This is a genomic window from Stenotrophomonas sp. PAMC25021, from assembly GCF_004795795.1.
GTDB classification, from domain to species: Bacteria; Pseudomonadota; Gammaproteobacteria; order Xanthomonadales; family Xanthomonadaceae; genus Stenotrophomonas; species Stenotrophomonas muris.
Map to the genome: position 1 here is coordinate 2,956,346 of NZ_CP039255.1, position 26,032 is coordinate 2,982,377.

Sequence of the window (26,032 nt, forward strand, 5' to 3'; positions counted from 1 at the left end):
TTCTCTCTGTCGCGAGATGCGAGAAACTGCTGCTGCGGTCGTCGTTCGGCTTTGTGGTCAGGGCAAAGCCGATATGTATGCTTCGCGCGGTCGATGTCGCCGGGCATGGCCCGGTCCACAGAGCATCTCGGCGCTTAACGCTAACGCTTAATGCCTTACGGCGTCGCCGGCACCACCTGCTGGCCAATGAAGTTGCGCTTGGCGTCGAAGTCGTACGCGATCTGCAGCTGGCCCACATCCGGGCAGGCGTGGCAGTCGCGCAGCGGCGTGCGGTACAGCAGGCGGACGCCGCCGTTCTCCAGCGGCGTGGCCCCGGCCGACTGCGCCGGTGCGAACGGCGTGGCCTGCGGGTGGTCCTTCAGCAGGGCCTGCACGGCGGGGTCGGCACGCAGGGTGTCGTCCAGCTGCACGGCATCCACATCGATGCGCTTGCCGGTGGCGTCGACCAGGCGGGTGCCCTCGTTGGTGTTGGCGCGGAACGGATACTCGACCGTCGCAATGCCCAGGCCTTCGTTCTCGTGCCAGGCCGTCACGTAGGCCAGCTCGCCCCCGGTGGACAGCTGTTCGGCGGCGGTGATCGCGTCGGCGCTGGCGCCGCCGGCGCGCATCGCATCGCGCAGGCAATCACGCGTGGCGGCGTTCTCACCCTGGCGGCAGGCGTTGAGGTCGCCATCCCACACCACGGCCTCGCTCCAGCGCAGCTTGCCGTCGGCGGCGGCCTTCTCCGCGCTGGGCGTGTCACCGGCAGGTGGCTCCTTGCCCGGTTCCGGCGAACGGCCCTGGCAGGCGGTCAGCAGGGCAAGCCCCAGGGCAGGCAGCAACAGGCGGGAACGGCGCATGGCGTGGACCTCGTGCGTTGTCTGGAGGCCCAAGTATCGTCAAGGCCGGGTGAACTCCACGTCGGCGCGGCATACTAGCGGCTCATTGCATACGCTGGAGTGTGGGACGTGGGCAGTCTGCAGGGCAAAACGCTTTTCATCACCGGTGCCTCGCGTGGCATCGGCCTGGCCATCGCACTGCGCGCTGCGCGCGACGGCGCCAACGTGGCCATTGCGGCCAAGTCGTCGGTGCCGAATCCGAAGCTGCCGGGCACCATCCACACCGCGGCCGAAGCGGTGACGGCGGCAGGCGGGCAGGGCCTGGCCCTGAAGTGCGACATCCGCGAGGAAGAGCAGGTGCACGCGGCGGTTGCGGCCACGGTCGATACCTTCGGTGGCATCGACATCCTGGTCAACAATGCCAGCGCGATCTGGCTGCGTGGCACGCTGGATACGCCGATGAAGCGCTTCGACCTGATGCAGCAGGTCAATTCGCGCGGCAGCTTCCTGTGCGCGCAGGCCTGCCTGCCGTACCTGCTGCAGGCGCCGAACCCGCACATCCTCACTCTCGCGCCGCCGCCAAGCCTGGAACCGCAGTGGTGGGGCGCGCATACCGGCTACACGCTGGCGAAGATGGGCATGAGCTTCGTCACGCTCGGCCTGGCCGCGGAATTCGGCCCGCAGGGTGTGGCGGTGAACGCGCTGTGGCCGCGCACGGTGATCGCCACCGATGCGATCAACATGATTCCGGGCGTCGATGCGGCCGGCTGCCGCACGCCGCAGATCATGGCCGATGCTGCGCACGCGGTGCTGGTGCGCGAGGCGGCGGGTTTCCACGGCCAGTTCCTGATCGACGATGACGTGCTGGCACAGGCGGGTATCACCGATCTGTCCGGCTATGCGGTGGATCCATCGCGTCCGTTGTTGCCGGATCTGTTCCTGGAGTGATCGCGCGTCGCCGGCAGAGGCCGAGGGCTGCGACCTTCGGCCTGCTGCGCTAGAATGCGCGGCTGTAATCGTTTTCAACAAGGACGTGAACCCATGTCACGCACTCTTTCCGTCGCGGCGCTGGCCGCTTCGCTGTCGATTGTCCTGGCTGCCTGCGGCGGCAAGGCACCCGCAACCACTGGCGACGCCGGCCCTTCCAGCACGCCCGACGCCAGCGCGGCGCCGTCCGACGCACAGCAGCAATTGACCGCCAAGCTCAACGCCTACATCGGCTGCTTCAACACGCTTGATTCGAAGACCCACGGCAGCATCGAGTCCTATACGCGCTGGATCAAGGACGTCGAGGCCGGCCCGAGCGGGCGCGAGACCCAGGTGTACGGTCCGTTCGAGATCAGCGATTACGACATGAAGCAGTGCGATGGCCCCGTGACCGAGGCGATGGCTGCCAAGCCGGCGCTGGCTGAGCTCGATGCCGCTGCTGGCCATTACCAGCAGGCGCTGAAGGCACTGGTGCCGCTCAGCAAGGACGCGCACGACTATTACGATCGCCAGGACTACGAAGACGACCAGTTCGCCAAGGGAAAGCAGCTGCACGCGCCCTTGATGGCCGCCTTCAAGGAGTTCGTGACTGCCAGCGAAACGTTCAACGCCGAGCTGGAGCGCCAGAACGACGCCGCCCAGCGCGAGCAGCTCAAGGTATTGGAACAGGCCGAGGGACGCACGCGCGAGTACTACCGTCTGGCAATGATGCTGGAAGCCAAGGCCATCATGGATCTGATGAGTGAGGATGACTTCGATCAGGCCAAGGCGCGCGAGCGCCTGGATGCGTTCAACCGCATTTCCGACGAAGCGCATGCGAAGGTGGCTGATCAGGAGCCGGGCAAGCTGGACTGGAACAGCTTCGAGCGTGAAGCCGAGAACTTCCGTCGCGAAGGCAAGGAGCGGCTGCAGCGCGTCGGCGAGAAAAAGCCTTACAGCGATTTCGAACGACGCATGCTGGATTCGCCCTCGATGGCGCCGCGTGGCTCCGCCAACAAGCTGATGCAGGAATACAACTCGCTGGTTTTCCAGAGCAACCGCCAGTAGCGAAGCTCAACGTTATTTTTGTCGCGATCGAGCAGGATGATTGCGACATGACGCGCCCCGCAGCCCCGAATGCCAGCACCTTCCCGAGGTGCTGGAGCGCGCGCCCGCGCCATGCATGAAGATGCCTGCAGTTTTCACTGGTGCAAGGAACTGATTTGAACGCATCCACACGCCTGATTCCCGTTCTCCTGCTTGGCGCGCTGGCCGGCTGCAACAACCCGGCGGGGCTGGCGGTCGCCGACCCCGGGCTGGGGAAGGTGAACGCCTACATCGAGTGTTACAACGGCGTTGAACAGCCCATCCGCGAGGGTTTCCAGACCTATACGGGCTGGATGAAGGATCCCGAGGCCGGCCCGACCGGCAAGGAAGCGCAGCCGCGTTCACCCGGCAAGCTGTTGTCGCACCGGGTCGACCATTGCGGCCAGCCGCTGACCGATGCGCTGGCAAAGACCCCTGCCACGCCGCTGGATGCACCAGCGCGACAGTACCAGCGGGCATTCCAGGCACTGAACACCCTGATCGAGCGTGCCGATGGGTACTTCACCCGCGAGGACTATCGTCGCGATGGTGGCGAAGGGATGCGCAGCCAGCATACCCCGCTGATGCAGGCCTATGCTGATTTCTTCAAGGCCAGCGAAGCGATGGATGCTGCGCTGGAAAAGAACGAGAACGATCGCCGCGCCGCCCAGCTGAAGCAGATCGAGGAAAGCGAAGGCCGCTCGCTGGCCTATTACCACCTGCGCCTTGTCGGCGATGGCAAGCAGCTGGCGATGGCGTTCCAGAGCGACGCACCGGACGTTGCGGCGTTGCGCGGCGAGCTGGCCGACTATCAGGCGCTGGTGACGGAAATCCAGAACAGTGGTGTCGGCAAGGACGACCCGATGTGGGGTCATGTGCAGCGTTCGGCCGACAAGCTGGTGCGTACCGCCGGTCGCGGTGTCGAACGTCTGGAGCAGGGCAAGCCGATCACCGCCGATGCGTTGGCCGCCGAGCGCAAGGCGTCGGGCAGCTGGCTCACCACCGATCCTGAGGGCGCGCAGTCGACGATCCTGGATGCCTACAACGACCTGGTGACCACCAGCAACCGCATGCGTTGAGGAGGATCCACGCATGGCGTGGAGCTACCGAGGGTAGTGCCGGGTCACGCCCGGCACGCACCCTGCGGGTTTGGTAGTGCCGGCCGCTGGCCGGCATGTGCCTCAATGGCTGAATGCATCCGGTAGTTCACCCCCGCACTTGCGGCAATGCCGGGCATCCGGCTCGTGGCCTTCCAGCCCGCAGTGCGGGCAGCCACGCGCATCACGGCGCGCGGCCAGCTCGGCTTCACGCATGGTGCTGGCCAGCTCCGCGGTGTAGATGCCGGTGGGCACGGCGATGATGCTGTAGCCGATCAGGATCAGCACCGACGTGACGAAGCGGCCAAGCACGGTCTGCGGCACGATGTCGCCGAAGCCGACCGTGGCCATGGTCACCACCGCCCAGTACATGCTGGCCGGGATGTTGGTGAAGCCGTGTTCGGGGCCCTCGATCACGTACATCAGCGCGCCGGCGATGATGGTGATGGTGATCACCGTGAACAGGAACACCAGCACCTTGCGCCTGCTGCGCCACAGCGACGTCATCAGCACGCCGCTTTCCTCGATGTAGCGGGTCAGCTTGAGGATGCGGAACACGCGCAGGATGCGCAGCGCGCGTACCACCAGCAGGCTCTGCGCGCCAGGAATGAACATCGACAGGTAGGCGGGCAGGATCGACAGCAGGTCGATGATGCCCCAGATGCTCACCGCGTAACGCAGCGGGCGCTTGACCACGGCCAGCCGCAGCAGGTACTCGGCGGTGAAGATGATCGTGAAAGCCCATTCCAGGATGTACAGCCCGGTAGACCATTCGGCATGCAGGTGCTGCACGCTGTCGATCATCACCACCAGGATGCTGGCGACGATCGCCACTACCAGGATCAGGTCGAAATTGCGCGAGGGCCGCGAGTCGTGGCGGTAGATGATGTCGAACCACCGGCGGCGCCAGCCGGTCTCGGTGGCGGGGTTCAGCTGGGGGGCAGAAAACGGTCGCATGGGCGCATTGTGCCGCAGGGGTTCCGGCGCGAGAATGGGGATTCCTGAACCCTGCCGACTGCCATGACCGCCGCTACCGATCCGCTGATCTCCCTTTCGCACTATTACCTGCCGGTCTACAAGCCCCGCCAGGTGGTACTGGAGCGAGGCCAAGGCGCCCGCGTGTGGGACAGCCAGGGCCGTGAGTTCATCGACCTGGCTGCCGGCATCGCCGTGTGCGGGCTGGGCCACAACGATCCGGACCTGGTGGCCGCACTGGTCGAGCAGGCCGGCAAGCTCTGGCACACCAGCAACGTGTTCTACAGTGCGCCGCCGCTGCACCTGGCCGAGGAGCTGGTGAAGGCCAGCCGCTTCGCCGAGCGCGTGTTCCTGTGCAACTCCGGCGCCGAAGCCAACGAAGTGGCGATCAAGATGGTCCGCAAGTGGGCCTCCAGCCAGGGCCGCCCGGCCGACAAGCGGGTGATCATCACCTTCCGTGGCAGTTTCCACGGCCGCACCCTGGGCGCGGTGACCGCCACTGCCCAGCCGAAGTACCAGGAAGGCTACGAGCCGCTGCCCGGCGGCTTCCGCTACATCGATTTCAACGATGAAGTACAGCTGGAAACCGCGATGGCCGCCGGCGACGTGGCGGCGGTGATGCTGGAGCCGATCCAGGGCGAGGGCGGCGTGATGCCGGCCAAGTCCGGTTTCCTCAAGCGCGTGCGCGAACTGTGCGACCAGCACAACGCACTGCTGGTGCTGGATGAGATCCAGGCCGGCATGGGCCGCACCGGCACGCTGTTCGCGCACTGGCAGGACGACGTGGTGCCGGACATGGTTACCCTGGCCAAGGCACTCGGTGGCGGCTTCCCGATCGGCGCGATGCTGGCCGGCCCGAAGGTGGCCGAGACCATGCAGTTCGGCGCGCACGGCACCACCTTTGGTGGCAACCCGCTGGCTGCTGCGGTGGCCCGCGTGGCGCTGCGCAAGCTGGCCTCGGCGGAGATCGCCGCCAACGTCAGCCGCCAGTCCAAGGCGCTGCGCGATGGCTTCGCCCGCATCAACGACGAGTTCGGTGTGTTCAGCGACGTGCGTGGTCGTGGCCTGATGCTGGGCGCGGTGCTGAGCAAGGACTTCGCCGGCCAGGCCGGTGCGATCCTCGACCACGCCGCCGAGCAGGGCCTGCTGACCCTGCAGGCCGGCCCGGACGTGCTGCGCTTCGTGCCGTCGCTGAACATCACCGACGAAGAAGTGGCCGAAGGCCTGAAGCGCCTGCGCGCGGCGATTGCCGCGTTCATCGCCGCGCGCTGAGGCCATCATGCCGGGGTCGGACCCCTCTCCTGCGGAGAGGGCTCTGACCCCGTTGCTGAGGAATGCCCGTAGAGCCGAGCCCATGCTCGGTTCATCGCGATGCCAGGCCACAGCAGCCGAGCATGGGCTCGGCTCTACAGTAGTTCACGCAATCCGGTAGCGCTTCAACACCTTGCCCAATCCCCGGCCATCGCGCACGGTTTCCGCGTGCAGGCCGGCAGCGCGCGCGCCACGCACATTGGCGAACAGGTCATCGACGAACAGCGTGCGCGAAGGTGCCACGCCCAGCGCTTCCAGCGTGCGCAGAAACACCGCCGGCGCAGGTTTGCGCAGGCCGAAATCCGCACTGCAGAACACGCGCGCCTGCAGGGCAGGAAACAGTTCCGGCAGCAGGGTGGGCAATGCCTGCTGCATCAGCGCGCCGTTGTTGGTCAGCACCGCGATTGGCAGTTGCAGGGCCTGCAATCGTTGCAACACGGCCGCCTGAGGATGGCTGGCGGCCCGTCGCGCCGCGGTCCATGCAGCCACATCGACAGTCGTGCCCAGAAGCTCTCCCAGCTGCGCCAGATAGGCCGGGCCATCCAGCGTGCCATTGTCATGCGCTGCTTCCAGACCGCTGTCGTACAGCGCGGCCTGTACGGCGTGCGTCGGAACCTGCAGTGTCCGGGCCAGATGCAGCACGCGTTGCCCGCGCTGGTACTGCACCAGCACGCCATCCACATCCAGCAGCAACAGGTCGATCCGCATCGGCTGAGCATGCCATTGCGATGAGTGCGCGGGAAACCCTGGAGCTGGCATGCGACAGACGGTCGCAGACGGCGCCGCAGGGGGCTGCCTAGAATGGCGCTTGAATCCGCAGGAGATGCAATGATGAAGGCTTGGAGGGTGGCAGTGGGACTGGGTGCGCTGATGCTGGCGCCGTCGGCGATGGCGCGGGTGTGTGCGGTGAGCATCGACAGCACCGACCAGATGAGCTTCAGCAGCCGCGAGATCAAGGTTGCCGCTGATTGCACCGCCGTGGACCTGACTCTGCGCCATACCGGCAAGCTGGCGGTCACCGCGATGGGCCACAACTGGGTGCTCACCCGCAGCGCTGATTACCAGCCGGTGGCGATGGCGGGCATGCGCATGACCCTGGCTGACAGCTACCTGCCGAAGGCCGACAAGCGCGTGCTGGCGCACACCAAGGTGATCGGCGGCGGCGAGACCACGCGCGTGCGTTTCTCTACCCAGGGCCTGCAGAAAGGTGGCGACTACACCTTCTTCTGTTCGTTCCCCGGCCACTTCGCGATGATGAAGGGCAAGTTCCTCTTCGGTTAGAAAAAAAGGGGACGGAGGGGATTAAGTCGTTTGTGCACAAACGACTTAATCCCCTCCGTCCCCTTTTTGCGATCAGCCCTTGGTGGCCTTGAACGCCACGCGTGCAGCGGCGAGGGTGGCCTCGATCACCGCATCGTCGTGCGCGCTGGACAGGAAACCGGCTTCGTACGCCGACGGCGCCAGGAACACGCCCTGGTCCAGCATCGCATGGAAGAAGCGGTTGAACGCCGGGATGTCACAGGCAGTGGCCTGCGCATAGGTCTCCACCTTCTCGCTGGTGAAGAACAGCCCGAACATCGCGCCCACGCGGGTGGTGGTCACGGCCACGCCGGCTTCGGCGGCGGCCGCTTCCAGGCCGGCACACAGGCGCGCGGTGCGCTCGGCCAGGTCGGCGTGGAAGCCCGGCTGCTGGATCAGTTCCAGCATCGCCAGACCGGCGGCCATCGCCACCGGGTTGCCGCTCAGCGTACCTGCCTGGTAGATCGGGCCGGCCGGGGCGATCTGCTGCATCAGCTCGCGGCGGCCGCCGTAGGCCCCGACCGGCATGCCGCCGCCAATGATCTTGCCGAAGGTGGTCAGGTCCGGGGTGATGCCGTAGTGCGCCTGCGCACCGCCGAGGGCGACGCGGAAGCCGGTCATCACCTCGTCGAAGATCAGCAGCGCGCCATGCTTCGTGCACAGTTCGCGCAGGTGCTGCAGGTAGCCCTCGCGCGGCGGGATGCAGTTGGCGTTGCCGACCACCGGCTCGATGATCAGGCCGGCAATGTCGTCACCCTGCTGCGCGAACAGCGCAGTGGCCGCTTCGAAATCGTTGTAGGGCAGGGTCAGGGTCAGTTCGCTCAGGCCGGCAGGGACGCCCGGCGAGGTCGGCACGCCCAGGGTCAGCATGCCGCTGCCGGCCTTGACCAGGAACGAGTCGCCATGGCCGTGATAGCAGCCTTCGAACTTCACGATGCGGTTGCGGCCGGTCGCACCACGCGCCAGGCGGATCGCCGACAGCGTGGCCTCGGTGCCGGAGTTGACCATGCGCACCATCTCGCACGACGGCACCAGGCGGGTGATGGTCTCGGCCATGGTCACTTCGGCTGCGCACGGCGCGCCGAAGGACAGGCCGTTGTCGATCGCCTTCTTCACCGCCTGGCGCACGGCCGGGTGGTTGTGGCCGACGATCATCGGGCCCCAGGAACCGACGTAGTCGATGTAGCGGTTGCCGTCGACGTCGTACAGGTAGGCGCCGTCGGCGCGCTCGACGAAGAACGGTTCGCCACCGACCGATTTGAACGCGCGTACCGGCGAATTGACGCCGCCCGGCAGCAGTTGCTGGGCGCGGGAGAACAGGGCGTGGGACTGGTCGTGGTTCATGGGGCTTTCCTGGGCGTTACGCGAACTGGGCGAGGTAGGCGCGCTGGGTCGCGACCGGGTCTTCGGCGGCGAACACGCTGCTGACCACGGCGACCAGATCGGCGCCGGCGTCGATGATGGGACCGACATTGTCCGGCGTCAGGCCGCCGATCGCCACCCGCGGCACGCCCAGTGCGGCGCTTTGCCGCAGCAGGCCGGTATGCGCGCGGCTGCTGGTGACCTTGGTCGTGGTGGGGAAGAACGCGCCGAAGGCCACGTAGCTGGCGCCGGCGGCCACGGCCTTCTCTGCATTGGCCAGCTGGTCGTAGCAGGAGGCGCCGATGATGGCCTCGGCACCGAGCAGGGCGCGTGCGCTGGGGATGTCACCGTCGGTGCCGCCCAGGTGCACCCCCGCCGCGCCAACGGCTTTGGCCAGCGCCGGGTCGTCGTTGACGATCAGCGGCACGCCGTGTTCCGCGCACAGCGCCTGCAGGGCGGTGGCCTGCTCCCGCCGCAGCGCGTCACTGGCGGTCTTGTTGCGGTACTGCAGCCAGGTGGCGCCAGCGGCCAGCAGCGGCGCGGTACGGGCCAGCAGGCATGCGGTATCGGGCTCGTCCGGGGTGATCAGGTAGACGCCGCGGGGCGCCGGGGAAGCAGAAGTCATCGATGGCTACCGGTGAGTGGACCGCGATGGGACAATGGCGGCCCGTGAATCCAGCCCTGATTATCCGATGAGCGATGCCACCCCCACCACCTTGCGCACTTGGATGTGCGTGGTCTGCGGCTTCCTGTACAACGAAGCGGAGGGCCTGCCGGAGGAGGGCATCGCGCCGGGGACGCGCTGGGAGGACATTCCGGAGACCTGGACCTGCCCGGACTGCGGGGTCACCAAGGCCGATTTCGAGATGGTCGAGGTCGATTGATGAGGGTAGGTGTGGACTGTTGGTCCACACCCCGGCACCCTCAATGCAGCCGCGGCATCGGTCCGCCGAGGTCGATCAGCTTCTCGCGCAGCCACTGCGCATCACTGGCTTCCGGGTTGCGCTTCAGGTACTGCCCCAGGTCGTGGCGGGCACCGGCCAGGTACTCCAGTTGCAGGTAGGCCAGGCCGCGGTCACGCAGCGCATCGTCCTGCTCCGGGGCGAGCTTCAGCAGGCGGTCGGCACTGCGCGCGGCGCGGTCCCATTCGCCGGCCTCGGCATACACGCCGTGCAGGTTGCGCAGCATGCGCATCAGGATCGCGCGCGCCGGCGCCGGGTCCAGAATCTGCGCCAGCACCTGGTCGTCGGGCATCTGCCCGCCCAGGTGTGACTTGGCGCGTTCGCGCAGTTCGTCCACGTCCAGCGGGCGACCACCATTGAACGGGTCCATCACCAGCACGCCGTCGTCCACCGGCAGGCGCACCAGGAAGTGGCCGGGGAAGGACACGCCGTCGAGCGGAATGCCCAGCCGCCGCGCGACTTCCATCTGCACCAGCGCCAGCGAGATCGGGTTGCCCAGCCGGCGCTCGAATACCTGGTTGAGGTAGCTGTTGCGCGGGTCGTAATACTCGTCGTGGTCGCCGCTGTAGCCCAGCTCGTCGAACAGGTGGCGGTTGATCGCCGCCATCTTCAATGGACTGTTGTCGATGCTCTCCACTTCCGAGCGGAGGTGGTCGACGTGGCTCTGGATCAGCGCATCGTAGGTCGACGGCTGCAGATCGGGGTATTCATCGCGCGCGATCAGCAGCGCGGTCGGCAACAGTGGCAGCGCCTCGTCTTCGAGGTCGGCCAGTGCATCCCAGTCGGGGAGTGTGATCCGGTCCTGCATGGCCACAGACTGGCGTCATTCGCTGGCCGTTTCAAGCGGTGCCGCGTGAAAAATGCAGGGGTCAGATCCCTTTCGCACGCGAAAGGGATCTGACCCCTGCAGGGTTGCCGGCCAGCGGCCGGCACTACTGCGGGTGCCGGGCGCAGCCCGGCCGTACCTTACTTTTCGATGCCCGGGCCGAATTTCAGCTCCGTGCCGTCCTTCAACTGCAGCTTCTCGGCCTGGCCGGCGTTGAGTTCCAGCACGTAGCGCGCCGGGCCACCGCTGGGGTAGGGCGGGCACATGTCGCCGGCCGAGCACGGCGGTACGTCGCGCTGCTGGCTGACCAGCCTGCGCTGGCTGTCGAAGTACAGGATGTCCAGCGCGATCCTGGTGTTCTTCATCCAGTACGCCTGCATTTCTTCGCGGTCGTGGATGAACAGCATGCCGTGGTCGGCCGCCATCTGGTCGCGGAACATCAGCCCGCGCGCGCGGGTTTCATCGTTGGTGGCCAGCTCCACCTGGTAGCGGGCGCCATCCAGTTCGACCCAATGGCGGGCCGCGTCGGTGGCACAGCCGGCCAGGGCCAGCAGCGGAAGCATCAGCAGCGAACGCAACAGCGACATCGTCAGGATCCTTCGGAAGGGTCAGAGCACGACCGGCGGCTCGCCGCCGACGATCACCACGTCGGCGCGACGGCGCGCGAACAGGCCCACGCAGACCACGCCCGGCAGTTGGTTGAGCTCGCGCTCCAGCTTTTCCGGATCGGTGATCTGCAGGTTGTGGATGTCCAGGATCTGGTTGCCATTGTCGGTGACCACGCCTTCGCGCCAGGTCGGCTGGCCGCCGGTCATGTCGCGGATCTGGCGGGCGACCAGGCTGCGCGCCATCGGGATCACTTCCACCGGCAGCGGGAACCTGCCCAGCACCGGCACCTGCTTGCTCGGGTCGACGATGCAGATGAAGCGCTCGCTGGCCTCGGCGATGATCTTCTCGCGGGTCAGTGCGGCCCCGCCGCCCTTGATCAGGCACTTGTTCGGATCGCACTCATCGGCGCCGTCCACGTACAGCGACAGGTTGCCGCTGTGGTTCAGCTCGATCACTTCGATGCCGTGCTGCTTCAGGCGCGCGGTGCTCTGCTCGGAGCTGGACACGGCGCCCTTGATGCGGTGCTGGATGCGGGCCAGGGCATCGATGAAATAGGCCACGGTGGAACCGGTGCCGACACCGACGATCATGCCGTCTTCGACGTATTCGATGGCTTTCTCGGCGGCCAGGCGCTTGGCTTCGGACATGGGAGAACTCTCAGGCAGGGAATCAGGATTTCTTTTCCAGCGACAGCAGCAGCTTCCACTGCGCGGCGGTCACCGGGAACACCGACAGGCGGTTGCCCTTGGCAACCAGCGGGAAGCCTTCGCCCAGTTCCTCGGCGTGCAGCTTGATCTCGTCCAGCGCGATCACCTGCTTCAGCTTGCGGTCGAAGGCCACGTCCACCAGCATCCAGCGCGGGTTCTCGCGCGTGCTCTTGGGGTCGTAGTAGTCGGATTTTGGATCGAACTGGGTGTCGTCCGGATAGGCGGTGCTGGCCACCGTGGCCAGGCCGACGATGCCCGGCACCTTGGTATTGGAGTGGTAGAACAGGATGCCGTCGCCCACCTGCATGCCATCGCGCATGAAGTTGCGCGCCTGGTAGTTGCGCACCCCGTTCCAGGGTTCGACCTTGACCTTGGCCAGGTCATCGATGGAGAAGGCGTCCGGTTCGGACTTCATCAGCCAGTAGCGCTTGCGGGCGGTCATGCGTTCACGGGGGCAGCGGAGGGGAACAGGGTGCCGTCTTCGGTGCAGATCGCATCCACCGGCACGTCCCACGACGCCACCGGCAAGGACTCGACCTGCTGCACCGCGAACGCAGCACCGACCAGCCAGGGCGGCGCCGGCCGGTCATGGCGGAAGGCGAAGCTGCGATCATACCAGCCGCCCCCCATGCCCAGCCGCCGGCACTGTGCGTCGAAGCCCACCAGCGGGGCCACCACCAGCGCCATCTGCGCCGGTTCCAGCGTATCGTCCAGCGCTACGTCCGGTTCGGGAATGCCGTAGCGGTTGCTGGTCAGCGCCTGTCCCGGCCGCCACGGCGCGAAGCGCAGCACCTCGCCGGCCAGCACCGGCAGGCAGTAGGTGAGGCCTTCGGGCAGTTGCAGCTGCCAGCGGTGCAGGGCGATTTCGCCATCCAGCGCCCAGTAGCCGGCCACGGCGCCTTCGCGTGGGGTGAACGGCAGGGCGAGCAGGGCATCGGCAAGGGATTCGGCGGCAGCGATGCGCTCACCGGCGGAAAGGTCGCGGCGGCGTTGCCGCAGGTCGTGGCGCAGGGCCTGGCGCGGGTCGGTCATGGCAGCGTGCGGCAAGGATCAGCCGCCATTGTGCCGGAAAGAACAAGGGCGACGCCCGAAGACGCCGCCCTTGCTGGAATATTGCATTCTCCGCAATGTCGATGCATGCGAAACGACCTTGAACCCGGGGGCTCAAGTGGGAACGCTGGAGAACCATCGGGCTTCCCGCTACAAGGCGGACCTGCACTCCCGGCGCTGTCGCGCTCCCGGTGTCGTTCTTAAGGGACAAGGCGAATGTTTGCACATGCCGTCGAGTACCGCAGAGAACGCGTGGCCATTATAGCCAGCGTGCAGGATCTGGATAGGCCGTTCGTCGGCAACAGTCCGTGCCAATTCAGATATGCGAAAAGGGGACGGAGGGGATTAAGACGTTTCCGGCACGGATGGGGCGAATGCGCCTTAATCCCCTCCGTCCCCTTTTTCTAGGGGGTGCCGTCGATCGCGCGGTCGAGGCGCCTGTTCAGGTCGGCCAGCGTCTGCTGCAGGGCCACGGCCTGGCGGGCGTTCTCGTCGCGCAGCAGCTGCAGTTCGTGGGCCAGGTTCAGTGCGGCCAGCACGGCGACGCGGTCGACGGCGGCCATGCGGTTGCTGCCGCGGATTTCGCGCATGCGCGCATCGAGCAGGCGCGCGGCGGCCATCAGGCTGTCGCGTTCATCGCCGCCGACACCCACCGTGTATTCACGATCGAGGATGCGGACACTGACCGGTTCGGCGCTCATGTGTGCTGCTCCAGGGATTTGAGCCGGCTGATCATTGCTTCCACCCGCGAGCGTGCCTGCTCGTTCTTGGCCAGCAGCGTGGAACGCTCGGCCACCAGCTGTTCCTGCTGGTGGCGCAGGCTGCGGTTCTCCTCGGCCAGGCGCTGGTTGCGTTCGAGCAACGCTTCCACGCGGGCGGCGAAGTCCTGCAGCTGGGCAAGGGGATCGGCGGGTTCCATGCGGGCACGATAGGCAAGCCGGGCAAGGGCGGTCAAGCGTTGTCGCAGCAAGGCCTGGCGGCCGCAGAGAGGACGCCGCCGGGTTGCTACACTACGGGGTCTCACGGGCGCGCGCGTGCGCGCCCCGGGTTTCCTTCTCCGAACGAGCCGCACGATGACCGAACTTCCCTCCGTCGACGACGTTACCCGCGCCAGCCAGGAACTGGGCCTGGGCGCTACCGCTGCCGAGCTGCACGGTGCGCTGTGTGGCTGGCTGGCCGCCGGTGGCGCCCCCGGCAACGACTGGCCGGCACGGGTGCTGGCCGACGACAACCTGCCGCCGGTGGCTGCCGACAGCGTGCTGGGGCAGCTGCTGCAGGCGACCATCAAGCAGCTGGAAGACCGCGACTTCGCCTTCGAACTGCTGCTGACAGACGGCGACGATGTGTCCGCGCAGGCCGATGCCATGTTCAGCTGGACCCGCTCGTTCCTGGGTGGTTTCGGCCTGGGCAGCGGCGGCCGTCGCCCGACCTTGTCCGAAGAGGGTGAAGAAGCGCTGACCGACATGGCCAGCCTGGCACGCGCCTCCAGCGAGGATTTCGAAGCGGGTGGCGATGATGACGACGAAGCCCTGTCGGAGATCGAGGAGTTCATCCGCGTGGCGGTACTGCTGCTGCACGGTGACGTGGTGCTGGCCTCGCGCCATCGGCAGCGCCTGAACTGATGGACATCAAGCAGCGCACCGGCATCGCGGCCGGCGAATACAAGCGTCGGCGCCGCCAGCTGATGGACATGGCCGGCGAGGACGCGATCCTGGTGCTGCCGGCCGCGGCCGAGAAGGTGCGCAGCCTCGATACCCATTACCCGTTCCGCCAGGACTCGGACTTCCAGTACCTGAGCGGTTTCCCGGAGCCGGAGGCGGTATTGGTGCTGATCCCGGGCCGGCGCCACGGCGAGGCCATCCTGTTCTGCCGCGAACGTGATGCCGAGCGCGAAGCCTGGGACGGCAGCCGTGCCGGCCAGGAAGGCGCGGTGGCGCAGTACGGCATGGACGATGCGTACCCGATCGATGATCTGGACGACATCCTGCCGGGCCTGTTGGAAGGCCGTTCGCGCGTCTACTACCACTTCGGTCGCGACGCCGATTTCGACCTGAAGCTGATCGGCTGGGTCAACCGCGTGCGTTCGCAGGTGCGCCACGGCGCGCAGCCGCCGCATGAATTCCTTGAACTGGGCCATCTGCTGCACGAGCAGCGCCTGTTCAAGTCCGGTGCGGAAGTGGCGCTGATGCACCACGCTGCGCAGATCAGCGTGCGTGCACATCTGGCGGCGATGAAGGCTGCCAGGGCCGGCATCCACGAATACGAGCTGCAGGCCGAGCTGGAACGCGTGTTCCGCGCCAGCGATGCAGTGCCGGCGTATTGCAGCATCGTCGGTGCGGGCCGCAACGGTTGCATCCTGCATTACCGGGACAACAACGCGCGTTCGCGCGACGGCGAGCTGGTGCTGATCGACGCCGGTGCCGAGTACCGTGGCTACGCCAGCGACATCACCCGCACGTTTCCGGTGAATGGCCGCTTCAGCGCCGAGCAGCGTGCACTGCACGACCTGGTCGGCGATGCGCAGGCCGCCGCGCTGGCCCAGGCCAGGCCGGGCGTGCCGTACGAGGCCGGTCACCTGGCCGCGGTGCAGACCCTGACCGAGGGCCTGCTGCGGCTGGGCCTGCTGAAGGGGACGCTGGAAAAGAACCTGTCCGAAGGCCTGTACCAGCGTTTCTACCGGCACAAGACCGGGCACTGGATCGGGCTGGACGTGCACGATGTGGGCGATTACCGCCTGGCGGGCGATTCGCGGCTGCTGGAGCCGGGCATGGCATTCACCATCGAGCCGGGGCTGTACATCGGCGTGGACGATACGACGGTGGAACCGCGCTGGCGCGGCATCGGCATCCGTACCGAGGATGATGTGCTGATCACCGACGACGGTCATCGCGTGCTGACCGAAGGTCTGGCGCGCAGCGCCGACGAGATTGAAGCGGTGATGGCGGGGTAAGGGGTGTTCTGCAGGGCTTGCAGCCCTGCACCCGCAGAGGCAACAGCAAGAGCAACAGCAACAGCAACAGCAACAGCGCGCATTCCGTGGGATGGCGGGGCACTGTGGGTGTGCGGGGACGCCGTGAACCCATCCATGGGGGCTTGGTCGCGGCATCCATGCCGCTCACACCCCGCAAACCCACAGTACCCCGCCTTCGACAGGTTCACGCGGCTGTTGGCAACCGCGGTTATTGGCACGCGCGGCTGTTGGTAGGTGTCGACCTTGGTCGACACGGAGCGAGCGCAGCGAGCGACCCGCTTCTGCTTTTCTTTCTTCTTTTTCCGTGGTTGGACGCAGCAGGAAACTGTCAAAGGACGGGCGGGGTGGGTTTGCAGGACCGTTGGCGCCATGGATGGCGCCATCGAGCCCCCATGGATGGGTTTACGGCGTGTCCTGCAAACCCACCCCGCCCGGCCAAGCGCGGCCTTTGATATCAGCGCCCAACCACGAGGGGCTCAGCCGTTCGCCGCCGCAAACGCCGGCCGCGTCAGGTTGTCCGCCTCGCCCTCGGTGCACAGCACTTCGTCTTCAATGCGGATGCCACCATACGGACGGAAGAAATCCACGCGGTCCCAGTTGATCGCATCACCATGGCCGGCGTCCTTTACTTCGTTCAACAGCATGTCGATGAAGTACAGGCCCGGTTCAATGGTCACCACCATGCCCGGTTGCAGTACGCGGGTCAGGCGCAGGTACGGGTGGCCCGCCGGGCGCTCGATGCGGCCGCCCTCGTCGCTGGCCGCGAAACCGGCCACGTCGTGCACCTGCAGGCCGATCAGGTGGCCGATGCCGTGCGGGAAGAACGCGGCGCTGACGCCGGTCTCCAGCGCGGTCTGCGGCGAGACCTTGATCACGCCGAAGTCCTTCAGCACGCCCATCAGCGAAAGATGTGCGTCCACGTGCAGCTGCCTGTAGTCGAAGCCCGGGCGCACCGCTGCGCACATCTGCTGCTGGGCGGCGTCGACGGCAGCAATCATCGCAGCGAATTCGTCGTGGCCCTGCGCGGCGTAGGTACGGGTGATGTCGCTGGCGTAGCCGTGCGCGCTGGCGCCTGCATCGATCAGGAAGCTGCGCAGCGGCTGCGGCGCCTTGCGGCCCAGCTCGGTGTAATGCAGCACGGCGGCATGTTCATTGAGCGCCACGATGTTGCCGTAGGGCAGCTCGTTGGCATCCTGGCCCACTGCCTGGCAGTACGCCATGTGGATGCTGAATTCGTCGGCGCCGGTGCGGAACGCGGCTTCGGCGGCGCGGTGGCCGCGCACGCCCAGCACCTGCGCCTGGCGCATCAGCGCGATCTCATACGGCGTCTTGCTGCCGCGGTACCATTCCAGGTAGTTCACCACCGGTGCCGGGTTGTTCGGCACGTAGCTGCCCAGCGCGCTCTGCGGCTCGCCGAGGATCGCGCAGCGCGACGGGTCGGCCGGCAGCAGGGCCAGCGCCTCTTCGGGCTTGCGGATGATGTGGATGTCGAAGTGCTCCACCCACCAGCCACTCGGTGCGTCCGGTACCACGTGCCAGTAATCGAAGGGCTGGTGGAAGATCACCGCCGGGCGCTTGCCCGGGGTGAACACGATCCAGCTGTTGGGCACCCGGGTCAGCGGCAGCCAGGCCTTGAACTGCGGATTGACCGCGTACGGGTAGTCGCGATCGTCGAACACCTGGTAGTGCAGGGTGCCGCTGGGCACGACCAGATGGTCGAAGCCGCCGCGGGCCAACGCCTGTTCGGCACGTCGGCACAGCACGGCCAGGTGGTCGGGGTACAGGGCGCCGGGGTCTTGCTGGATCATTGCGGTGGCTCGACACGGAAAACGGCCCTAGATTCTGCCGCATACCGGGAAAAACCGCTGTGCTGGAACCGGCACTCAGGCCGTCGAAACCGGTGCCTCGTCGCTGTCTTCGCCTATCCACCGGCGCAGCAGCTGCCGATGTTCGCGTGACAGGGTGAGGAAGCGGAAGCCGGTCCAGCTCTGGCCGGGCACATGCGCCGGCTCGCTCCACAGCAGGTGCACGCCCACGTCAATGGCCTCGTGGCGGCCGTCACCGATCGGCAACGGGAAGCGGAACTGGTACAGCGCGTCCTCGCGCAGCGGGGTGCTGGCCAGCATCAACATGCCAGTCTCGGAGACATTGCCGAGCCGGCCCACCACGCATTCGCGCATCTGGTCGGTGACCGGTACCAGGTCCGAGACCTGGCGACGCGGCGCGCGGCGGGTGTCCTGCGGCGGTTGCACGTTCAAACGGACGCCTCCCTGTAACGGCCGCCGGCCAGCGCACGCAGCGCACCGAGGCTGGCCTGCCATGCGCGATCGACCAGCCGCCCTTTGTCTTCGGTGACCAGCTGCGCGCGTCCGGCGCTGAGCTGCCGGGCCAGCGTATCAAGGTCGGTATCGGCGATCTTCTGCCCGCGCGGATTGACGAACAGGGCGTGGCCGGTCAGCAGGCTGTACCAGGACAGGCGCTGGCGGCGCAGGGTGCCGTCACCGTTGTCGATGTCGAACCAGCTGCCAAAGGGCAGGGTCACGAGCTGCTGGTAGGCCGCCTCTTCGGCGCTGCTGCGCGGCGTGCGCGGGGCGTCGGCGCTGCCGCTGGCAGCATGTTCGCCCAGTCGTGCACGTGCCTTCAGGCGCGCACTGAGCTCGGTGCGCGAGGTGCTTTCATCCTCGCCTCCTGGCGTGGCCAGGCGGCGCGCAACGGCGGCGGCTTCCTCGGCGTGATAGCCGACCTGCACGAGCGCCGATTCCACCTCGTTGGCCAGCACTGCATCGGTGCCACCGTTGGCATCGACGGCCTGCGCGGTCACCGCGGCGATGCGCTCGGTCTGTAGCAGGCGTTCCTGCCACTGCGGCGAATCTTCGCCATGGCGCAGGCGGGTGAGGGTGAGTGCATCGGCCCAGGCCTGGCGCAGCAGGGTCTGCACGAAGCGCGGCGGCGCCTGTGTGTCGCAGCACTGGTCGATCTGCGCATTGGCCTGGCGACGCGCCAGTTCCAGCCGTTCCTTGCCACGCGCGGCCTCGACGTGGCGGCGCTCGGCCAGTTCGGCGCGATGGGCCGCCGCGCGCTGATGCTGCTGTACGTCTTCGTTGGCGGCGGCGAAGGCCTCGGGCGAGCGTGCATCCTGGCCGAGCAGACCCTGCACGCTCTGCGCCATGCGCTGCAGCAGCTGGGGGTCCACGTCATCGTCGCCCAGCCAGTTGGCGCCGACTTCGGCAATCTGGTTGAGCAGTTCGCGTGCAGGGTGTTCATCGCGCACGAAGAAGCCGGGGTCGGCCATCGCCGCACGCGCCAGTGGTACCTGCAGGCGCGCCAGCAGGGCGGCCGGCACCGGGTCGGGGCGCTGCTGTTGCTGCACCTGCTGCATCAGCAGGCGCAGCAGGTCGAGGTTGTCGCGGTCGTGGCTGCCCAGCTGGGCCTGCGCGCCGTGCTCGCTGCGCAGCTGGGCGACCACCGCAGCCTGCAGGTCGGCGACGCCGGTGGCCGCGCTGGACTGGGCCTGCAGCCGCGCGAGGACCGCATCGACGGCCGCACTGGGCACGGCAGCGGTGTCCGCAGGAGGGGCAGTGGCATGGCGGGCCTGCTGCAGCAATTCATGCAGCGCACTGCCGGTGGACGTGGTCACGCCAGCGGTGGCTGCGCCCGGCGTACCCGCGTCGTTGAATGCGTCCTGCACCAGGTTCGACCAGGAACCGGCCGGAGCGGAGCCGTTCCAGCCGGTCAACGGCGCGGCGGAACGCTTGGCAGGCTGGGTCGTGCGGCCGCCGCCCACCGACTGGGTGATGATCCGCCGGGTGCTCGACGAGCGTGCCAGGTACGGGGTGTAGACCAGGCCCGGCAGCACGCCATGCTGGGCCAGCAGCGCATTGGCGCGGTCCAGCACATCGCCCAGGCGTTCCAGCACCTGCCGCTCGAAGCTGCGGTACAGCGCAAGCTGCACCTCCACGCCAAGGGCGTCCTGTTCGGCGATCCGGCGCACCATCGCGCACAGGGCCTGCGGTGCCAGTGGCAGGGTGTCGGCCTCGAACGCCGGCGCCGCCGCGAGCACGCCCAGGCGCTGTCCCAGCAGGTTCAACGTATTGGTTGAACGCAGGGTCTCGCGCCGGATCATTTCGGTCAGCAGCAGGTCGCGATCCACCTCGTGCTCATCGACCAGCGACAGGCCGAGCGCGCCCGGTAGCGGCGGCGGCGAAGCAGGGGCCGCAGCGGCGATGGACGGCTCGCGCAGGCCCGCCAGCGCTTCGGCCACGGCATCGAGCATGCGGTCGGCGAAATGGCCGGCGAAGGCGTGCAGCTGGCCACGCTGGGCCATCAGGTCCGCCTGCTGCATCGGATTGCGTGCACGGTCGGCGTCGTGCAGCAGCGTCTGCTCCAGCGCTTCGACGGTCAGGATCAGGGGCGCGGCCAGCGTTTGCCGGCACAGGCCGATCAACGCACCCAGCAGTTCACGCACCCGCGATGGCAGGTCGCTGGCGGCCAGGCGTGCTTTGTCGGCAGAGGTGATGGAAAAGACAGCTGACATCGGCGAGCGGTACCCGGATTCCCGCGGATCGATCCTGTGAATCTACCGTGTCGGCCGCAGTCGGCGCTACTTTAGGCTGAACGTGTCTCACGTTCATCGGGCAGGGCCGACGGATGAACGGTAGTGCCTGCCGCTGGCCGGCAGCGCTGTCTTTACCAGAGTGCCGGCCAGCGGCCGGCACTACCCGGTATGGCGGAAGGCTTATTCCTCCAGGAACAGGCTCACCACATCGTTGGTGAACCGGCGGCCCAGCTCGGTCGGCTGCACATGACCCTCCGCCACCTCCAGCCAGCCGCGCTGGACGGCCTCGGCCAACGGAGCGTCCAGCACGCCGCGCGGCAGCCCGGTGCGCGACTCGAAATCGCGAAGGCCGAACCCTTCGTGCAGGCGCAGCAGGTTGAGCATGTACTCGAACGGCAGGCGCTCGGCTGCGATCACATCGTCACCCCCGAAAGAGGCCGGCGTGCCAGCGCTGTCCAGGTAGGCCTGCGGATGCTTCAGCTTCCAGCGGCGCAGCACGTGTTCTTCGGCGCCCGAGCTGATCTTGCCGTGCGCACCGGCACCGATGCCCAGGTAATCGCCAAAACGCCAGTAGTTCAGGTTGTGCGCGCTTTGCCGGCCGGGGCGCGCATAGGCGCTGACCTCGTACTGGCCGAAACCAGCCTGTGCCAGCAATGCCTGGCAGTGTTCCTGCATGTCCCAGGCGTTGTCTTCATCGGGAATGCCCTGCGGCGGCCGCGCGAAGAACACCGTGTTCGGTTCCAGGGTCAGCTGGTAGTGCGAGATGTGCGCCGGTTGCAGTGCAAATGCACGCTCCAGGTCGGCCTCGGCGCCGGCCAGGGTCTGTTCCGGCAGCGCATACATCAGGTCGATGTTGAAATTGTCGTAGCCCGCGTCCTGCGCCATCTTCACCGCGCGCTCGGCTTCGCCACTGTCGTGGATGCGGCCGAGGCGCTTGAGCATGGCGTCGTCGAAACTCTGGATGCCGAAGCTGAGGCGGTTCACGCCTGCCGCGCGGTAGCGGTCGAAACGGCCATGCTCGGCGGTGCCCGGGTTGGTTTCCAGGGTGATCTCGGCATTGGGGGCAAAGCGCAGGCGCGCGCTGGCCTGCTGCAGGAAGCGGTCGATCGCCTCCGGCGGGAACAGGCTGGGCGTACCGCCGCCGAAGAACACGCTGTGCACCACCCGGCCCCAGACCAGCGGCAGGTCCTGGTCCAGGTCGCGCAGCAGTGCATCGATGTAGGCCTCGAACGGCAACTCGCCCTTGGCCTGGTGCGAATTGAAATCGCAGTACGGGCATTTGCGCACGCACCACGGCAGGTGCACGTACAGCGACAGCGGTGGCGGCACCAGCCGCGGTGCGCTGTCGTGGTCAGCGGAGCAGGCTTCGCCGGGCAGGTGGTTGCAGTGGTCGTGGGCGTGCGGCATGGGCTTCATCGGTAGTGCCGGCCGTTGGCCGGCTTCCCTGGTTCGATCAGGTCGGGCGTCAGTACAGCGTCGCCAGCTGTTGCTTGAGCTGCTGCAGGGCAACGGCACGGTGGCTGATGGCGTTCTTCAGCGCCGGCTCCATTTCCGCGGCGGTCAGGCCGTGGGTGGTGTCCAGGAACACCGGGTTGTAGCCGAAACCATTCGTGCCACGCAGCTCACGGATGATCTGCCCTTCCCAGCGGCCTTCGCAGATCAGCGGCTGCGGGTCGGTGGCGTGGCGCAGCAGCACGATCACCGCATAGAAGCGGGCACTGCGCTGACCATCGGGAACACCGGCCATCGCGTCCAGCAGCTTGGCGTTGTTGGCAGCGGCGTTGGTCGGGTGGCCGGCATAGCGCGCGCTGTACAGGCCCGGTGCACCACCCAGGGCATCGACGATCAGGCCGGAATCATCGGCCAGCGCCGGCAGGCCGGTCGCTTCGCAGGCGGCGCGTGCCTTCAGCAGCGCGTTCTCGACGAAGGTCAGGCCGGTCTCTTCCACGTCGCCCAGGCCCAGCTCGGCGGCCGAGGTGATCTGCAGCGGCAGGTCGGCGAGGATCTCCTGCATCTCCACCAGCTTGCCGGCATTGTGGCTGGCCAATACCAGTTTCTTCATTGACGGGGCTCCAACAGGTCCCAGGTGTTGCCATACAGGTCGCGGAATACCGCGACCGTTGCATAGGGTTCTTCGCGCGGTGCTTCCGGGAACTCGACGCCGGCGGCCAGCATCGCCGCGTGGTCGCGGTGGAAGTCGTCGGTGTTGAGGAAGAAGGCAACGCGGCCACCGGTCTGGTTGCCGATGCGGCTGCGCTGTTCCTCGTCGCTGGCACGGGCCAGCAGCAGGGCGGCGGCGCTGCCGTCGGTCGGGCCGACCACCACCCAGCGCTTGTGCCCCTGGTCGATGTCTTCGAGCAATGCGAAGCCGAGCTTGTCGGTGTACCAGGCAATGGCTTCGTCATAGTCGGCAACCACCAGGGTGGTCAGGGCGATGCGCCGGTTCATGCCGACAGCGCCGCCTGCTGCGCGGCCAGCAGCTCGGCCACGCCCTTCTCGGCCAGGCCCAGCAGCGCGTCCAGTTCATCGCGACGGAAGGCGTGGCCTTCGGCGGTGCCCTGCAGCTCGATGAAGCCGCCACCGTCGTTCATCACCACGTTCATGTCGGTGTCGCAGTCGCTGTCTTCGGCGTAGTCCAGGTCCAGCACCGGGGTGCCGCGGTACACGCCCACCGACACTGCTGCAACTGCGCCCAGGACCGGGTTGCGCTTGATGTCGCCACGCTTCATCAGCACGTTCACCGCATCGACCAGGGCCACATAGGCGCCGGTGATGGCGGCGGTGCGGGTGCCACCGTCGGCCTGCAGCACGTCGCAGTCGAGGGTGATGGTGCGTTCGCCCAGCGCATTGCGGTCCACGCAGGCACGCAGGCTGCGGCCGATCAGGCGCTGGATCTCCAGCGTGCGACCGCCCTGCTTGCCACGGGCCGCTTCGCGGTCGCTGCGGGTATGGGTGGCGCGCGGCAGCATGCCGTACTCGGCGGTGACCCAGCCTTCGCCCTTGCCGCGCAGGAAGCCCGGCACGCGGTTCTCGACGCTGGCGGTGCACAGCACGCGGGTTTCGCCGAAGCACACCAGCACCGAACCTTCGGCGTGGCGGGTGAAGCCGCGTTGGATGACGACCGGGCGGAGCTGGTCGGGCTGGCGGCCGCTGGGGCGGGAGTCGGACATGGTGCGGGTTCCGTAATGGCGAGGGAGTACGCCGCCACGCCCGCGGCCTTCACGGGGCGGGCAAGGGGGCTCTGGTGAGGGCGCTAGGGTACCATTCCCCCTTTGCACGCACCGGACACATTCCATGATTCGAAGCATGACCGCCTATGCCGGCGGCGAGCGGGTCACCCCGTGGGGCACGCTGGGCTGCGAGCTGCGCTCGGTCAACCACCGCTTCCTGGAGGTCGGCACCCGCCTGCCCGAGGAACTGCGGGCGCTCGAACCGCAGCTGCGCGAGCGTATCGCCGCGCGCCTGAGCCGCGGCAAGCTGGATCTGGTGATGCGCCTGCGCGCGCCGGAGGCGGCTGCCAACCTGCAGGTGGACGAGGCCCTGCTGGGCCAGCTGGGCCGCCTGGCCCACCGCCTGACCTCCGATTTCCCGAACCTGCAGGTCAGCTTCACCGATCTGCTGCAGTTGCCGGGCGTGACCCGCGGCGAGGCAACGGATGCCGCCGCCCTGCAGGTCGAGGCGCTTGCCCTGCTGGACCAGGTGCTGGACGGCTTCGTCGAAGCGCGTGAGCGCGAAGGCGGCAAGCTGGCTGCGGCCATCAGCGAACGCGTGGACGGCATCGAACGCATCGCCACCGAAGTGCGCACCTTGATTCCGGCCATTCGCGACGGCCAGCGCGCCAAGCTGGCCGCCCGTCTGGCTGACCTGCCGCACCCGGTCGACCCGGGCCGTGCGGAGCAGGAGCTGGTCCTGTGGCTGCAGAAGCTGGACGTGGATGAAGAGCTGGACCGGCTCGGCAGCCATATCGTCGAGATCCGCCGCGTGCTCAAGCAGCGCGAGCCGGTCGGCCGCCGCCTGGACTTCCTGCTGCAGGAGTTCAACCGCGAAGCCAATACGCTGGGCTCGAAGTCGGTGGACAGCCGCACGTCCAATGCCGCGGTGGAGCTGAAGGTGCTGATCGACCAGATCCGCGAGCAGGTGCAGAACATCGAATGATGTTGCGTGCAGCGATACAGCAGGGGCGCCTTCGGGCGCCCTTGTCGTTCCAGCGCATCAGCGCACGCTGACGCCCGGCGCCCCTTCACCCAATCGCCCGACCACGGCCGCCTGGCCGAACCCTGCGTCGTGGAAGCAGGCCAGCACCGCATTCACTGCCTCCGGGGCGCAGGACACCAACAGCCCGCCACTGGTCTGCGGATCGGTCAGCAGTGGCTGCCAGTGGCCGGCCAAGCGTTCGGCGAAGCGCACTTCGGCGCCATACGAGGCCCAGTTGCGGGCGGAGGCGCCGGTCACGCAGCCGCGCTGCAGCAGCTCCAGCGCCTGCGGCAGCAGCGGCACCTGTGCACTGTCCACTTCGGCAGCGACGCCGCTGGCGCGGCACACTTCCAGCAGGTGGCCGAGCAGGCCGAAGCCGGTGACGTCGGTCATCGCGTGCACGCCGTCCAGCGCGGCCAGCGGCACGCCCACGCTGTTCAGGCGGGTAGTCGACGCGATCATCTGCCGGTAGCCCTCTGCATCCAGCACTTCTTTCTTCAGCGCCGACGAGTACACGCCCACGCCCAACGGCTTGCCCAGCACCAGCACATCGCCGGCGCGGGCATCGGCATTGCGCTTGAGCCGCTGAGGATCGAGCACGCCGATCGCGGCCAGGCCGTAGATCGGTTCCACCGAATCGATGCTGTGGCCGCCGGCCACCACGATGCCGGCATCGGCGCAGGCGCGTTCGCCACCTTGCAGGATGCCGCGGATGGTGTCCTGCGGCAGGGTGTTGATCGGCATGCCGACGATGGCCAGCGCGAACAGCGGCCGCGCGCCCATCGCGTACAGGTCCGACAACGCGTTGGTGGCGGCGATGCGGCCGAAGTCGAACGGGTCGTCGACAATGGGCATGAAGAAATCGGTGGTGGCCACGATTGCCTGCCGGTCATCGAGGCGGTACACCGCGGCGTCGTCGCTGGTCTCGCGGCCAACCAGCAGTTCGGTCGGTGCGGGAAGTGCTGGAACGCCGCGCAGCAGTTCGCTCAGCACGCCCGGCGCGATCTTGCAGCCGCAGCCGCCGCCATGAGCGAGAGAGGTCAGTCGTCGCGTGGCATCGGCCGTGGATGGGGCGGGTGACTGCGCGTGCGTGGCCATGCCGACATCTCCTGCGGAAACACGAATGGCGGAAGGCAGCAGGAGTCGAACCTACCAGGGAACGATCGACGCCCCCTACTGGGTTTGAAGCCCAGCCGCATGCCCGGATGCGCATGCCTTCCGAAAGTACGGCGGTACCGGTGGGC

General features: G+C 67.5%; 29 protein-coding genes, 1 tRNA gene and 1 other RNA gene. 9 read left to right on the forward strand and 22 right to left on the reverse strand.

Going from position 1 to position 26,032, the window contains the following annotated elements; translation table 11 throughout:
• Positions 1–155: 155 nt before the first annotated feature.
• Entirely contained in the window at positions 156–839 is a 684-nt protein-coding gene (locus tag E5790_RS13810) for a hypothetical protein (RefSeq protein WP_032956036.1), read from the reverse strand.
• A gap of 108 nt (positions 840–947) precedes the next feature.
• Here E5790_RS13810 and E5790_RS13815 point away from each other — a divergent pair, with 108 nt between their 5' ends.
• The 3 genes from E5790_RS13815 (at position 948) to E5790_RS13825 (ending at position 3,949) form a co-directional block, all read left to right on the forward strand.
• A complete protein-coding gene (locus E5790_RS13815; protein ID WP_088375448.1) occupies positions 948–1,766 on the forward strand; it encodes an NAD(P)-dependent oxidoreductase in 819 nt (272 codons plus the stop codon).
• Positions 1,767–1,859: 93 nt separating this feature from the next.
• Positions 1,860–2,852 carry a YiiG family protein gene (locus tag E5790_RS13820; protein WP_014648302.1) on the forward strand — a complete coding sequence of 331 codons (993 nt, stop codon included), beginning with the start codon at positions 1,860–1,862 and terminating at the stop codon, positions 2,850–2,852.
• 155 nt (positions 2,853–3,007) lie between these two features.
• Positions 3,008–3,949, forward strand: a complete 942-nt coding sequence (locus E5790_RS13825; protein WP_111206092.1) for a YiiG family protein — start codon at positions 3,008–3,010, stop codon at positions 3,947–3,949.
• Between the two features lie 102 nt (positions 3,950–4,051).
• Here the strand turns inward: E5790_RS13825 and E5790_RS13830 are convergent, their stop codons facing one another.
• A complete protein-coding gene (locus E5790_RS13830) occupies positions 4,052–4,924 on the reverse strand; it encodes an ion transporter (protein WP_014648300.1) in 873 nt (290 codons plus the stop codon).
• Positions 4,925–4,987: 63 nt separating this feature from the next.
• On the opposite strand from E5790_RS13830, the gene E5790_RS13835 reads away from it, so the two are divergent.
• Entirely contained in the window at positions 4,988–6,214 is a 1,227-nt protein-coding gene (locus tag E5790_RS13835; RefSeq protein WP_049440495.1) for an acetylornithine transaminase, read from the forward strand.
• Between the two features lie 144 nt (positions 6,215–6,358).
• On the opposite strand, the gene E5790_RS13840 is transcribed toward E5790_RS13835, so the two are convergent.
• Positions 6,359–6,961, reverse strand: coding sequence for an HAD-IA family hydrolase (locus E5790_RS13840; protein ID WP_014648298.1), 603 nt, complete (start codon positions 6,959–6,961; stop codon positions 6,359–6,361).
• Between the two features lie 123 nt (positions 6,962–7,084).
• On the opposite strand from E5790_RS13840, the gene azu reads away from it, so the two are divergent.
• Positions 7,085–7,534 (forward strand): azurin, encoded by a 450-nt coding sequence (azu, locus tag E5790_RS13845; RefSeq protein WP_032956045.1) that lies wholly within the window; start codon positions 7,085–7,087, stop codon positions 7,532–7,534.
• Positions 7,535–7,606: 72 nt separating this feature from the next.
• Here azu and hemL read toward each other — a convergent pair whose 3' ends face one another.
• Together hemL and thiE are read right to left on the reverse strand one after the other, a co-directional pair.
• Positions 7,607–8,896, reverse strand: coding sequence for a glutamate-1-semialdehyde 2,1-aminomutase (gene hemL, locus E5790_RS13850; protein WP_049407023.1), 1,290 nt, complete (start codon positions 8,894–8,896; stop codon positions 7,607–7,609).
• A 16-nt stretch (positions 8,897–8,912) separates the two neighbouring features.
• The gene (thiE, locus tag E5790_RS13855) at positions 8,913–9,539 is read right to left on the reverse strand and encodes a thiamine phosphate synthase (protein ID WP_014648295.1); all 627 of its coding nucleotides are present in this window, start codon (positions 9,537–9,539) and stop codon (positions 8,913–8,915) included.
• A 34-nt stretch (positions 9,540–9,573) separates the two neighbouring features.
• On the opposite strand from thiE, the gene E5790_RS13860 reads away from it, so the two are divergent.
• Positions 9,574–9,798 (forward strand): rubredoxin, encoded by a 225-nt coding sequence (locus tag E5790_RS13860; protein ID WP_075076014.1) that lies wholly within the window; start codon positions 9,574–9,576, stop codon positions 9,796–9,798.
• Between the two features lie 40 nt (positions 9,799–9,838).
• On the opposite strand, the gene E5790_RS13865 is transcribed toward E5790_RS13860, so the two are convergent.
• The 8 genes from E5790_RS13865 to E5790_RS13900 form a co-directional block, all read right to left on the reverse strand.
• On the reverse strand, positions 9,839–10,684 hold the full coding sequence (locus E5790_RS13865) for a SirB1 family protein (protein ID WP_024957828.1): 846 nt from the start codon (positions 10,682–10,684) through the stop codon (positions 9,839–9,841).
• Positions 10,685–10,842: 158 nt separating this feature from the next.
• A complete protein-coding gene (locus E5790_RS13870) occupies positions 10,843–11,289 on the reverse strand; it encodes a DUF192 domain-containing protein (protein ID WP_014648292.1) in 447 nt (148 codons plus the stop codon).
• A 21-nt stretch (positions 11,290–11,310) separates the two neighbouring features.
• Positions 11,311–11,958 carry a ribose-5-phosphate isomerase RpiA gene (gene rpiA, locus E5790_RS13875; RefSeq protein WP_014648291.1) on the reverse strand — a complete coding sequence of 216 codons (648 nt, stop codon included), beginning with the start codon at positions 11,956–11,958 and terminating at the stop codon, positions 11,311–11,313.
• Positions 11,959–11,980: 22 nt separating this feature from the next.
• Positions 11,981–12,460: an EVE domain-containing protein gene (locus E5790_RS13880; RefSeq protein ID WP_014648290.1), complete on the reverse strand. Its 480-nt coding sequence runs from the start codon at positions 12,458–12,460 to the stop codon at positions 11,981–11,983.
• The gene (locus E5790_RS13885; RefSeq protein ID WP_014648289.1) at positions 12,457–13,050 is read right to left on the reverse strand and encodes a 5-formyltetrahydrofolate cyclo-ligase; all 594 of its coding nucleotides are present in this window, start codon (positions 13,048–13,050) and stop codon (positions 12,457–12,459) included. Before E5790_RS13885 ends, E5790_RS13880 begins: the two co-directional genes overlap by 4 nt.
• A gap of 83 nt (positions 13,051–13,133) precedes the next feature.
• Positions 13,134–13,319, reverse strand: a non-coding RNA gene (gene ssrS, locus E5790_RS13890) — 6S RNA.
• A gap of 153 nt (positions 13,320–13,472) precedes the next feature.
• The gene (locus E5790_RS13895; RefSeq protein WP_005410899.1) at positions 13,473–13,769 is read right to left on the reverse strand and encodes a cell division protein ZapA; all 297 of its coding nucleotides are present in this window, start codon (positions 13,767–13,769) and stop codon (positions 13,473–13,475) included.
• Positions 13,766–13,987 (reverse strand): TIGR02449 family protein, encoded by a 222-nt coding sequence (locus E5790_RS13900; RefSeq protein WP_005410898.1) that lies wholly within the window; start codon positions 13,985–13,987, stop codon positions 13,766–13,768. Before E5790_RS13900 ends, E5790_RS13895 begins: the two co-directional genes overlap by 4 nt.
• A 154-nt stretch (positions 13,988–14,141) precedes the next feature.
• Between E5790_RS13900 and E5790_RS13905 the strand changes: the two genes are divergently transcribed.
• Both E5790_RS13905 and E5790_RS13910 read left to right on the forward strand, forming a co-directional pair.
• The gene (locus E5790_RS13905; RefSeq protein WP_014648288.1) at positions 14,142–14,690 is read left to right on the forward strand and encodes a YecA family protein; all 549 of its coding nucleotides are present in this window, start codon (positions 14,142–14,144) and stop codon (positions 14,688–14,690) included.
• A 5-nt stretch (positions 14,691–14,695) separates the two neighbouring features.
• Positions 14,696–16,018, forward strand: coding sequence for an aminopeptidase P N-terminal domain-containing protein (locus E5790_RS13910; protein WP_087786593.1), 1,323 nt, complete (start codon positions 14,696–14,698; stop codon positions 16,016–16,018).
• A gap of 497 nt (positions 16,019–16,515) precedes the next feature.
• Here E5790_RS13910 and pepQ read toward each other — a convergent pair whose 3' ends face one another.
• From pepQ to rph, 7 genes are all read right to left on the reverse strand, one after another.
• Entirely contained in the window at positions 16,516–17,847 is a 1,332-nt protein-coding gene (gene pepQ / locus E5790_RS13915; RefSeq protein ID WP_111206027.1) for a Xaa-Pro dipeptidase, read from the reverse strand.
• Between the two features lie 75 nt (positions 17,848–17,922).
• Positions 17,923–18,297 carry a PilZ domain-containing protein gene (locus E5790_RS13920; protein ID WP_111206028.1) on the reverse strand — a complete coding sequence of 125 codons (375 nt, stop codon included), beginning with the start codon at positions 18,295–18,297 and terminating at the stop codon, positions 17,923–17,925.
• The gene (locus E5790_RS13925) at positions 18,294–20,573 is read right to left on the reverse strand and encodes a DUF1631 family protein (protein WP_046432332.1); all 2,280 of its coding nucleotides are present in this window, start codon (positions 20,571–20,573) and stop codon (positions 18,294–18,296) included. Before E5790_RS13925 ends, E5790_RS13920 begins: the two co-directional genes overlap by 4 nt.
• Before the next feature lie 201 nt (positions 20,574–20,774).
• Entirely contained in the window at positions 20,775–22,001 is a 1,227-nt protein-coding gene (gene hemW, locus E5790_RS13930) for a radical SAM family heme chaperone HemW (RefSeq protein WP_014648283.1), read from the reverse strand.
• A 58-nt stretch (positions 22,002–22,059) separates the two neighbouring features.
• A complete protein-coding gene (gene rdgB, locus E5790_RS13935) occupies positions 22,060–22,656 on the reverse strand; it encodes an RdgB/HAM1 family non-canonical purine NTP pyrophosphatase (RefSeq protein WP_032956061.1) in 597 nt (198 codons plus the stop codon).
• Complete coding sequence (locus tag E5790_RS13940) at positions 22,653–23,042, reverse strand: VOC family protein (protein WP_111206029.1); 390 nt, start codon at positions 23,040–23,042, stop codon at positions 22,653–22,655. The genes rdgB and E5790_RS13940 overlap by 4 nt, the downstream gene beginning before the upstream one ends.
• Positions 23,039–23,764, reverse strand: a complete 726-nt coding sequence (gene rph, locus E5790_RS13945) for a ribonuclease PH (RefSeq protein ID WP_014648280.1) — start codon at positions 23,762–23,764, stop codon at positions 23,039–23,041. Before rph ends, E5790_RS13940 begins: the two co-directional genes overlap by 4 nt.
• 124 nt (positions 23,765–23,888) lie before the next feature.
• Between rph and E5790_RS13950 the strand changes: the two genes are divergently transcribed.
• Positions 23,889–24,749 carry a YicC/YloC family endoribonuclease gene (locus tag E5790_RS13950; protein ID WP_005410888.1) on the forward strand — a complete coding sequence of 287 codons (861 nt, stop codon included), beginning with the start codon at positions 23,889–23,891 and terminating at the stop codon, positions 24,747–24,749.
• Positions 24,750–24,806: 57 nt separating this feature from the next.
• Here the strand turns inward: E5790_RS13950 and selD are convergent, their stop codons facing one another.
• Together selD and E5790_RS13960 are read right to left on the reverse strand one after the other, a co-directional pair.
• Entirely contained in the window at positions 24,807–25,886 is a 1,080-nt protein-coding gene (gene selD / locus E5790_RS13955; protein WP_014648278.1) for a selenide, water dikinase SelD, read from the reverse strand.
• A 26-nt stretch (positions 25,887–25,912) separates the two neighbouring features.
• Positions 25,913–26,008: transfer RNA gene (locus E5790_RS13960), tRNA-Sec, on the reverse strand.
• Positions 26,009–26,032: the final 24 nt, after the last annotated feature.

Coding starts and splice junctions, on each gene's coding strand:
- pepQ (WP_111206027.1), bottom strand. CDS start 17,847: ATGATCCAGCAAGACCCCGGCGCCCTGTACCCCGACCACCTGGCCGTG.
- E5790_RS13880 (WP_014648290.1), bottom strand. CDS start 12,460: ATGACCGCCCGCAAGCGCTACTGGCTGATGAAGTCCGAACCGGACGCC.
- E5790_RS13900 (WP_005410898.1), bottom strand. CDS start 13,987: ATGGAACCCGCCGATCCCCTTGCCCAGCTGCAGGACTTCGCCGCCCGC.
- E5790_RS13810 (WP_032956036.1), bottom strand. CDS start 839: ATGCGCCGTTCCCGCCTGTTGCTGCCTGCCCTGGGGCTTGCCCTGCTG.
- rpiA (WP_014648291.1), bottom strand. CDS start 11,958: ATGTCCGAAGCCAAGCGCCTGGCCGCCGAGAAAGCCATCGAATACGTC.
- E5790_RS13835 (WP_049440495.1), top strand. CDS start 4,988: ATGACCGCCGCTACCGATCCGCTGATCTCCCTTTCGCACTATTACCTG.
- E5790_RS13820 (WP_014648302.1), top strand. CDS start 1,860: ATGTCACGCACTCTTTCCGTCGCGGCGCTGGCCGCTTCGCTGTCGATT.
- rph (WP_014648280.1), bottom strand. CDS start 23,764: ATGTCCGACTCCCGCCCCAGCGGCCGCCAGCCCGACCAGCTCCGCCCG.
- E5790_RS13905 (WP_014648288.1), top strand. CDS start 14,142: ATGACCGAACTTCCCTCCGTCGACGACGTTACCCGCGCCAGCCAGGAA.
- E5790_RS13870 (WP_014648292.1), bottom strand. CDS start 11,289: ATGTCGCTGTTGCGTTCGCTGCTGATGCTTCCGCTGCTGGCCCTGGCC.
- rdgB (WP_032956061.1), bottom strand. CDS start 22,656: ATGAAGAAACTGGTATTGGCCAGCCACAATGCCGGCAAGCTGGTGGAG.
- E5790_RS13940 (WP_111206029.1), bottom strand. CDS start 23,042: ATGAACCGGCGCATCGCCCTGACCACCCTGGTGGTTGCCGACTATGAC.
- E5790_RS13895 (WP_005410899.1), bottom strand. CDS start 13,769: ATGAGCGCCGAACCGGTCAGTGTCCGCATCCTCGATCGTGAATACACG.
- E5790_RS13830 (WP_014648300.1), bottom strand. CDS start 4,924: ATGCGACCGTTTTCTGCCCCCCAGCTGAACCCCGCCACCGAGACCGGC.
- E5790_RS13860 (WP_075076014.1), top strand. CDS start 9,574: ATGGCGGCCCGTGAATCCAGCCCTGATTATCCGATGAGCGATGCCACC.
- hemW (WP_014648283.1), bottom strand. CDS start 22,001: ATGCCGCACGCCCACGACCACTGCAACCACCTGCCCGGCGAAGCCTGC.
- E5790_RS13925 (WP_046432332.1), bottom strand. CDS start 20,573: ATGTCAGCTGTCTTTTCCATCACCTCTGCCGACAAAGCACGCCTGGCC.
- E5790_RS13885 (WP_014648289.1), bottom strand. CDS start 13,050: ATGACCGACCCGCGCCAGGCCCTGCGCCACGACCTGCGGCAACGCCGC.
- E5790_RS13840 (WP_014648298.1), bottom strand. CDS start 6,961: ATGCGGATCGACCTGTTGCTGCTGGATGTGGATGGCGTGCTGGTGCAG.
- hemL (WP_049407023.1), bottom strand. CDS start 8,896: ATGAACCACGACCAGTCCCACGCCCTGTTCTCCCGCGCCCAGCAACTG.
- E5790_RS13865 (WP_024957828.1), bottom strand. CDS start 10,684: ATGCAGGACCGGATCACACTCCCCGACTGGGATGCACTGGCCGACCTC.
- thiE (WP_014648295.1), bottom strand. CDS start 9,539: ATGACTTCTGCTTCCCCGGCGCCCCGCGGCGTCTACCTGATCACCCCG.
- E5790_RS13950 (WP_005410888.1), top strand. CDS start 23,889: ATGATTCGAAGCATGACCGCCTATGCCGGCGGCGAGCGGGTCACCCCG.
- selD (WP_014648278.1), bottom strand. CDS start 25,886: ATGGCCACGCACGCGCAGTCACCCGCCCCATCCACGGCCGATGCCACG.
- azu (WP_032956045.1), top strand. CDS start 7,085: ATGAAGGCTTGGAGGGTGGCAGTGGGACTGGGTGCGCTGATGCTGGCG.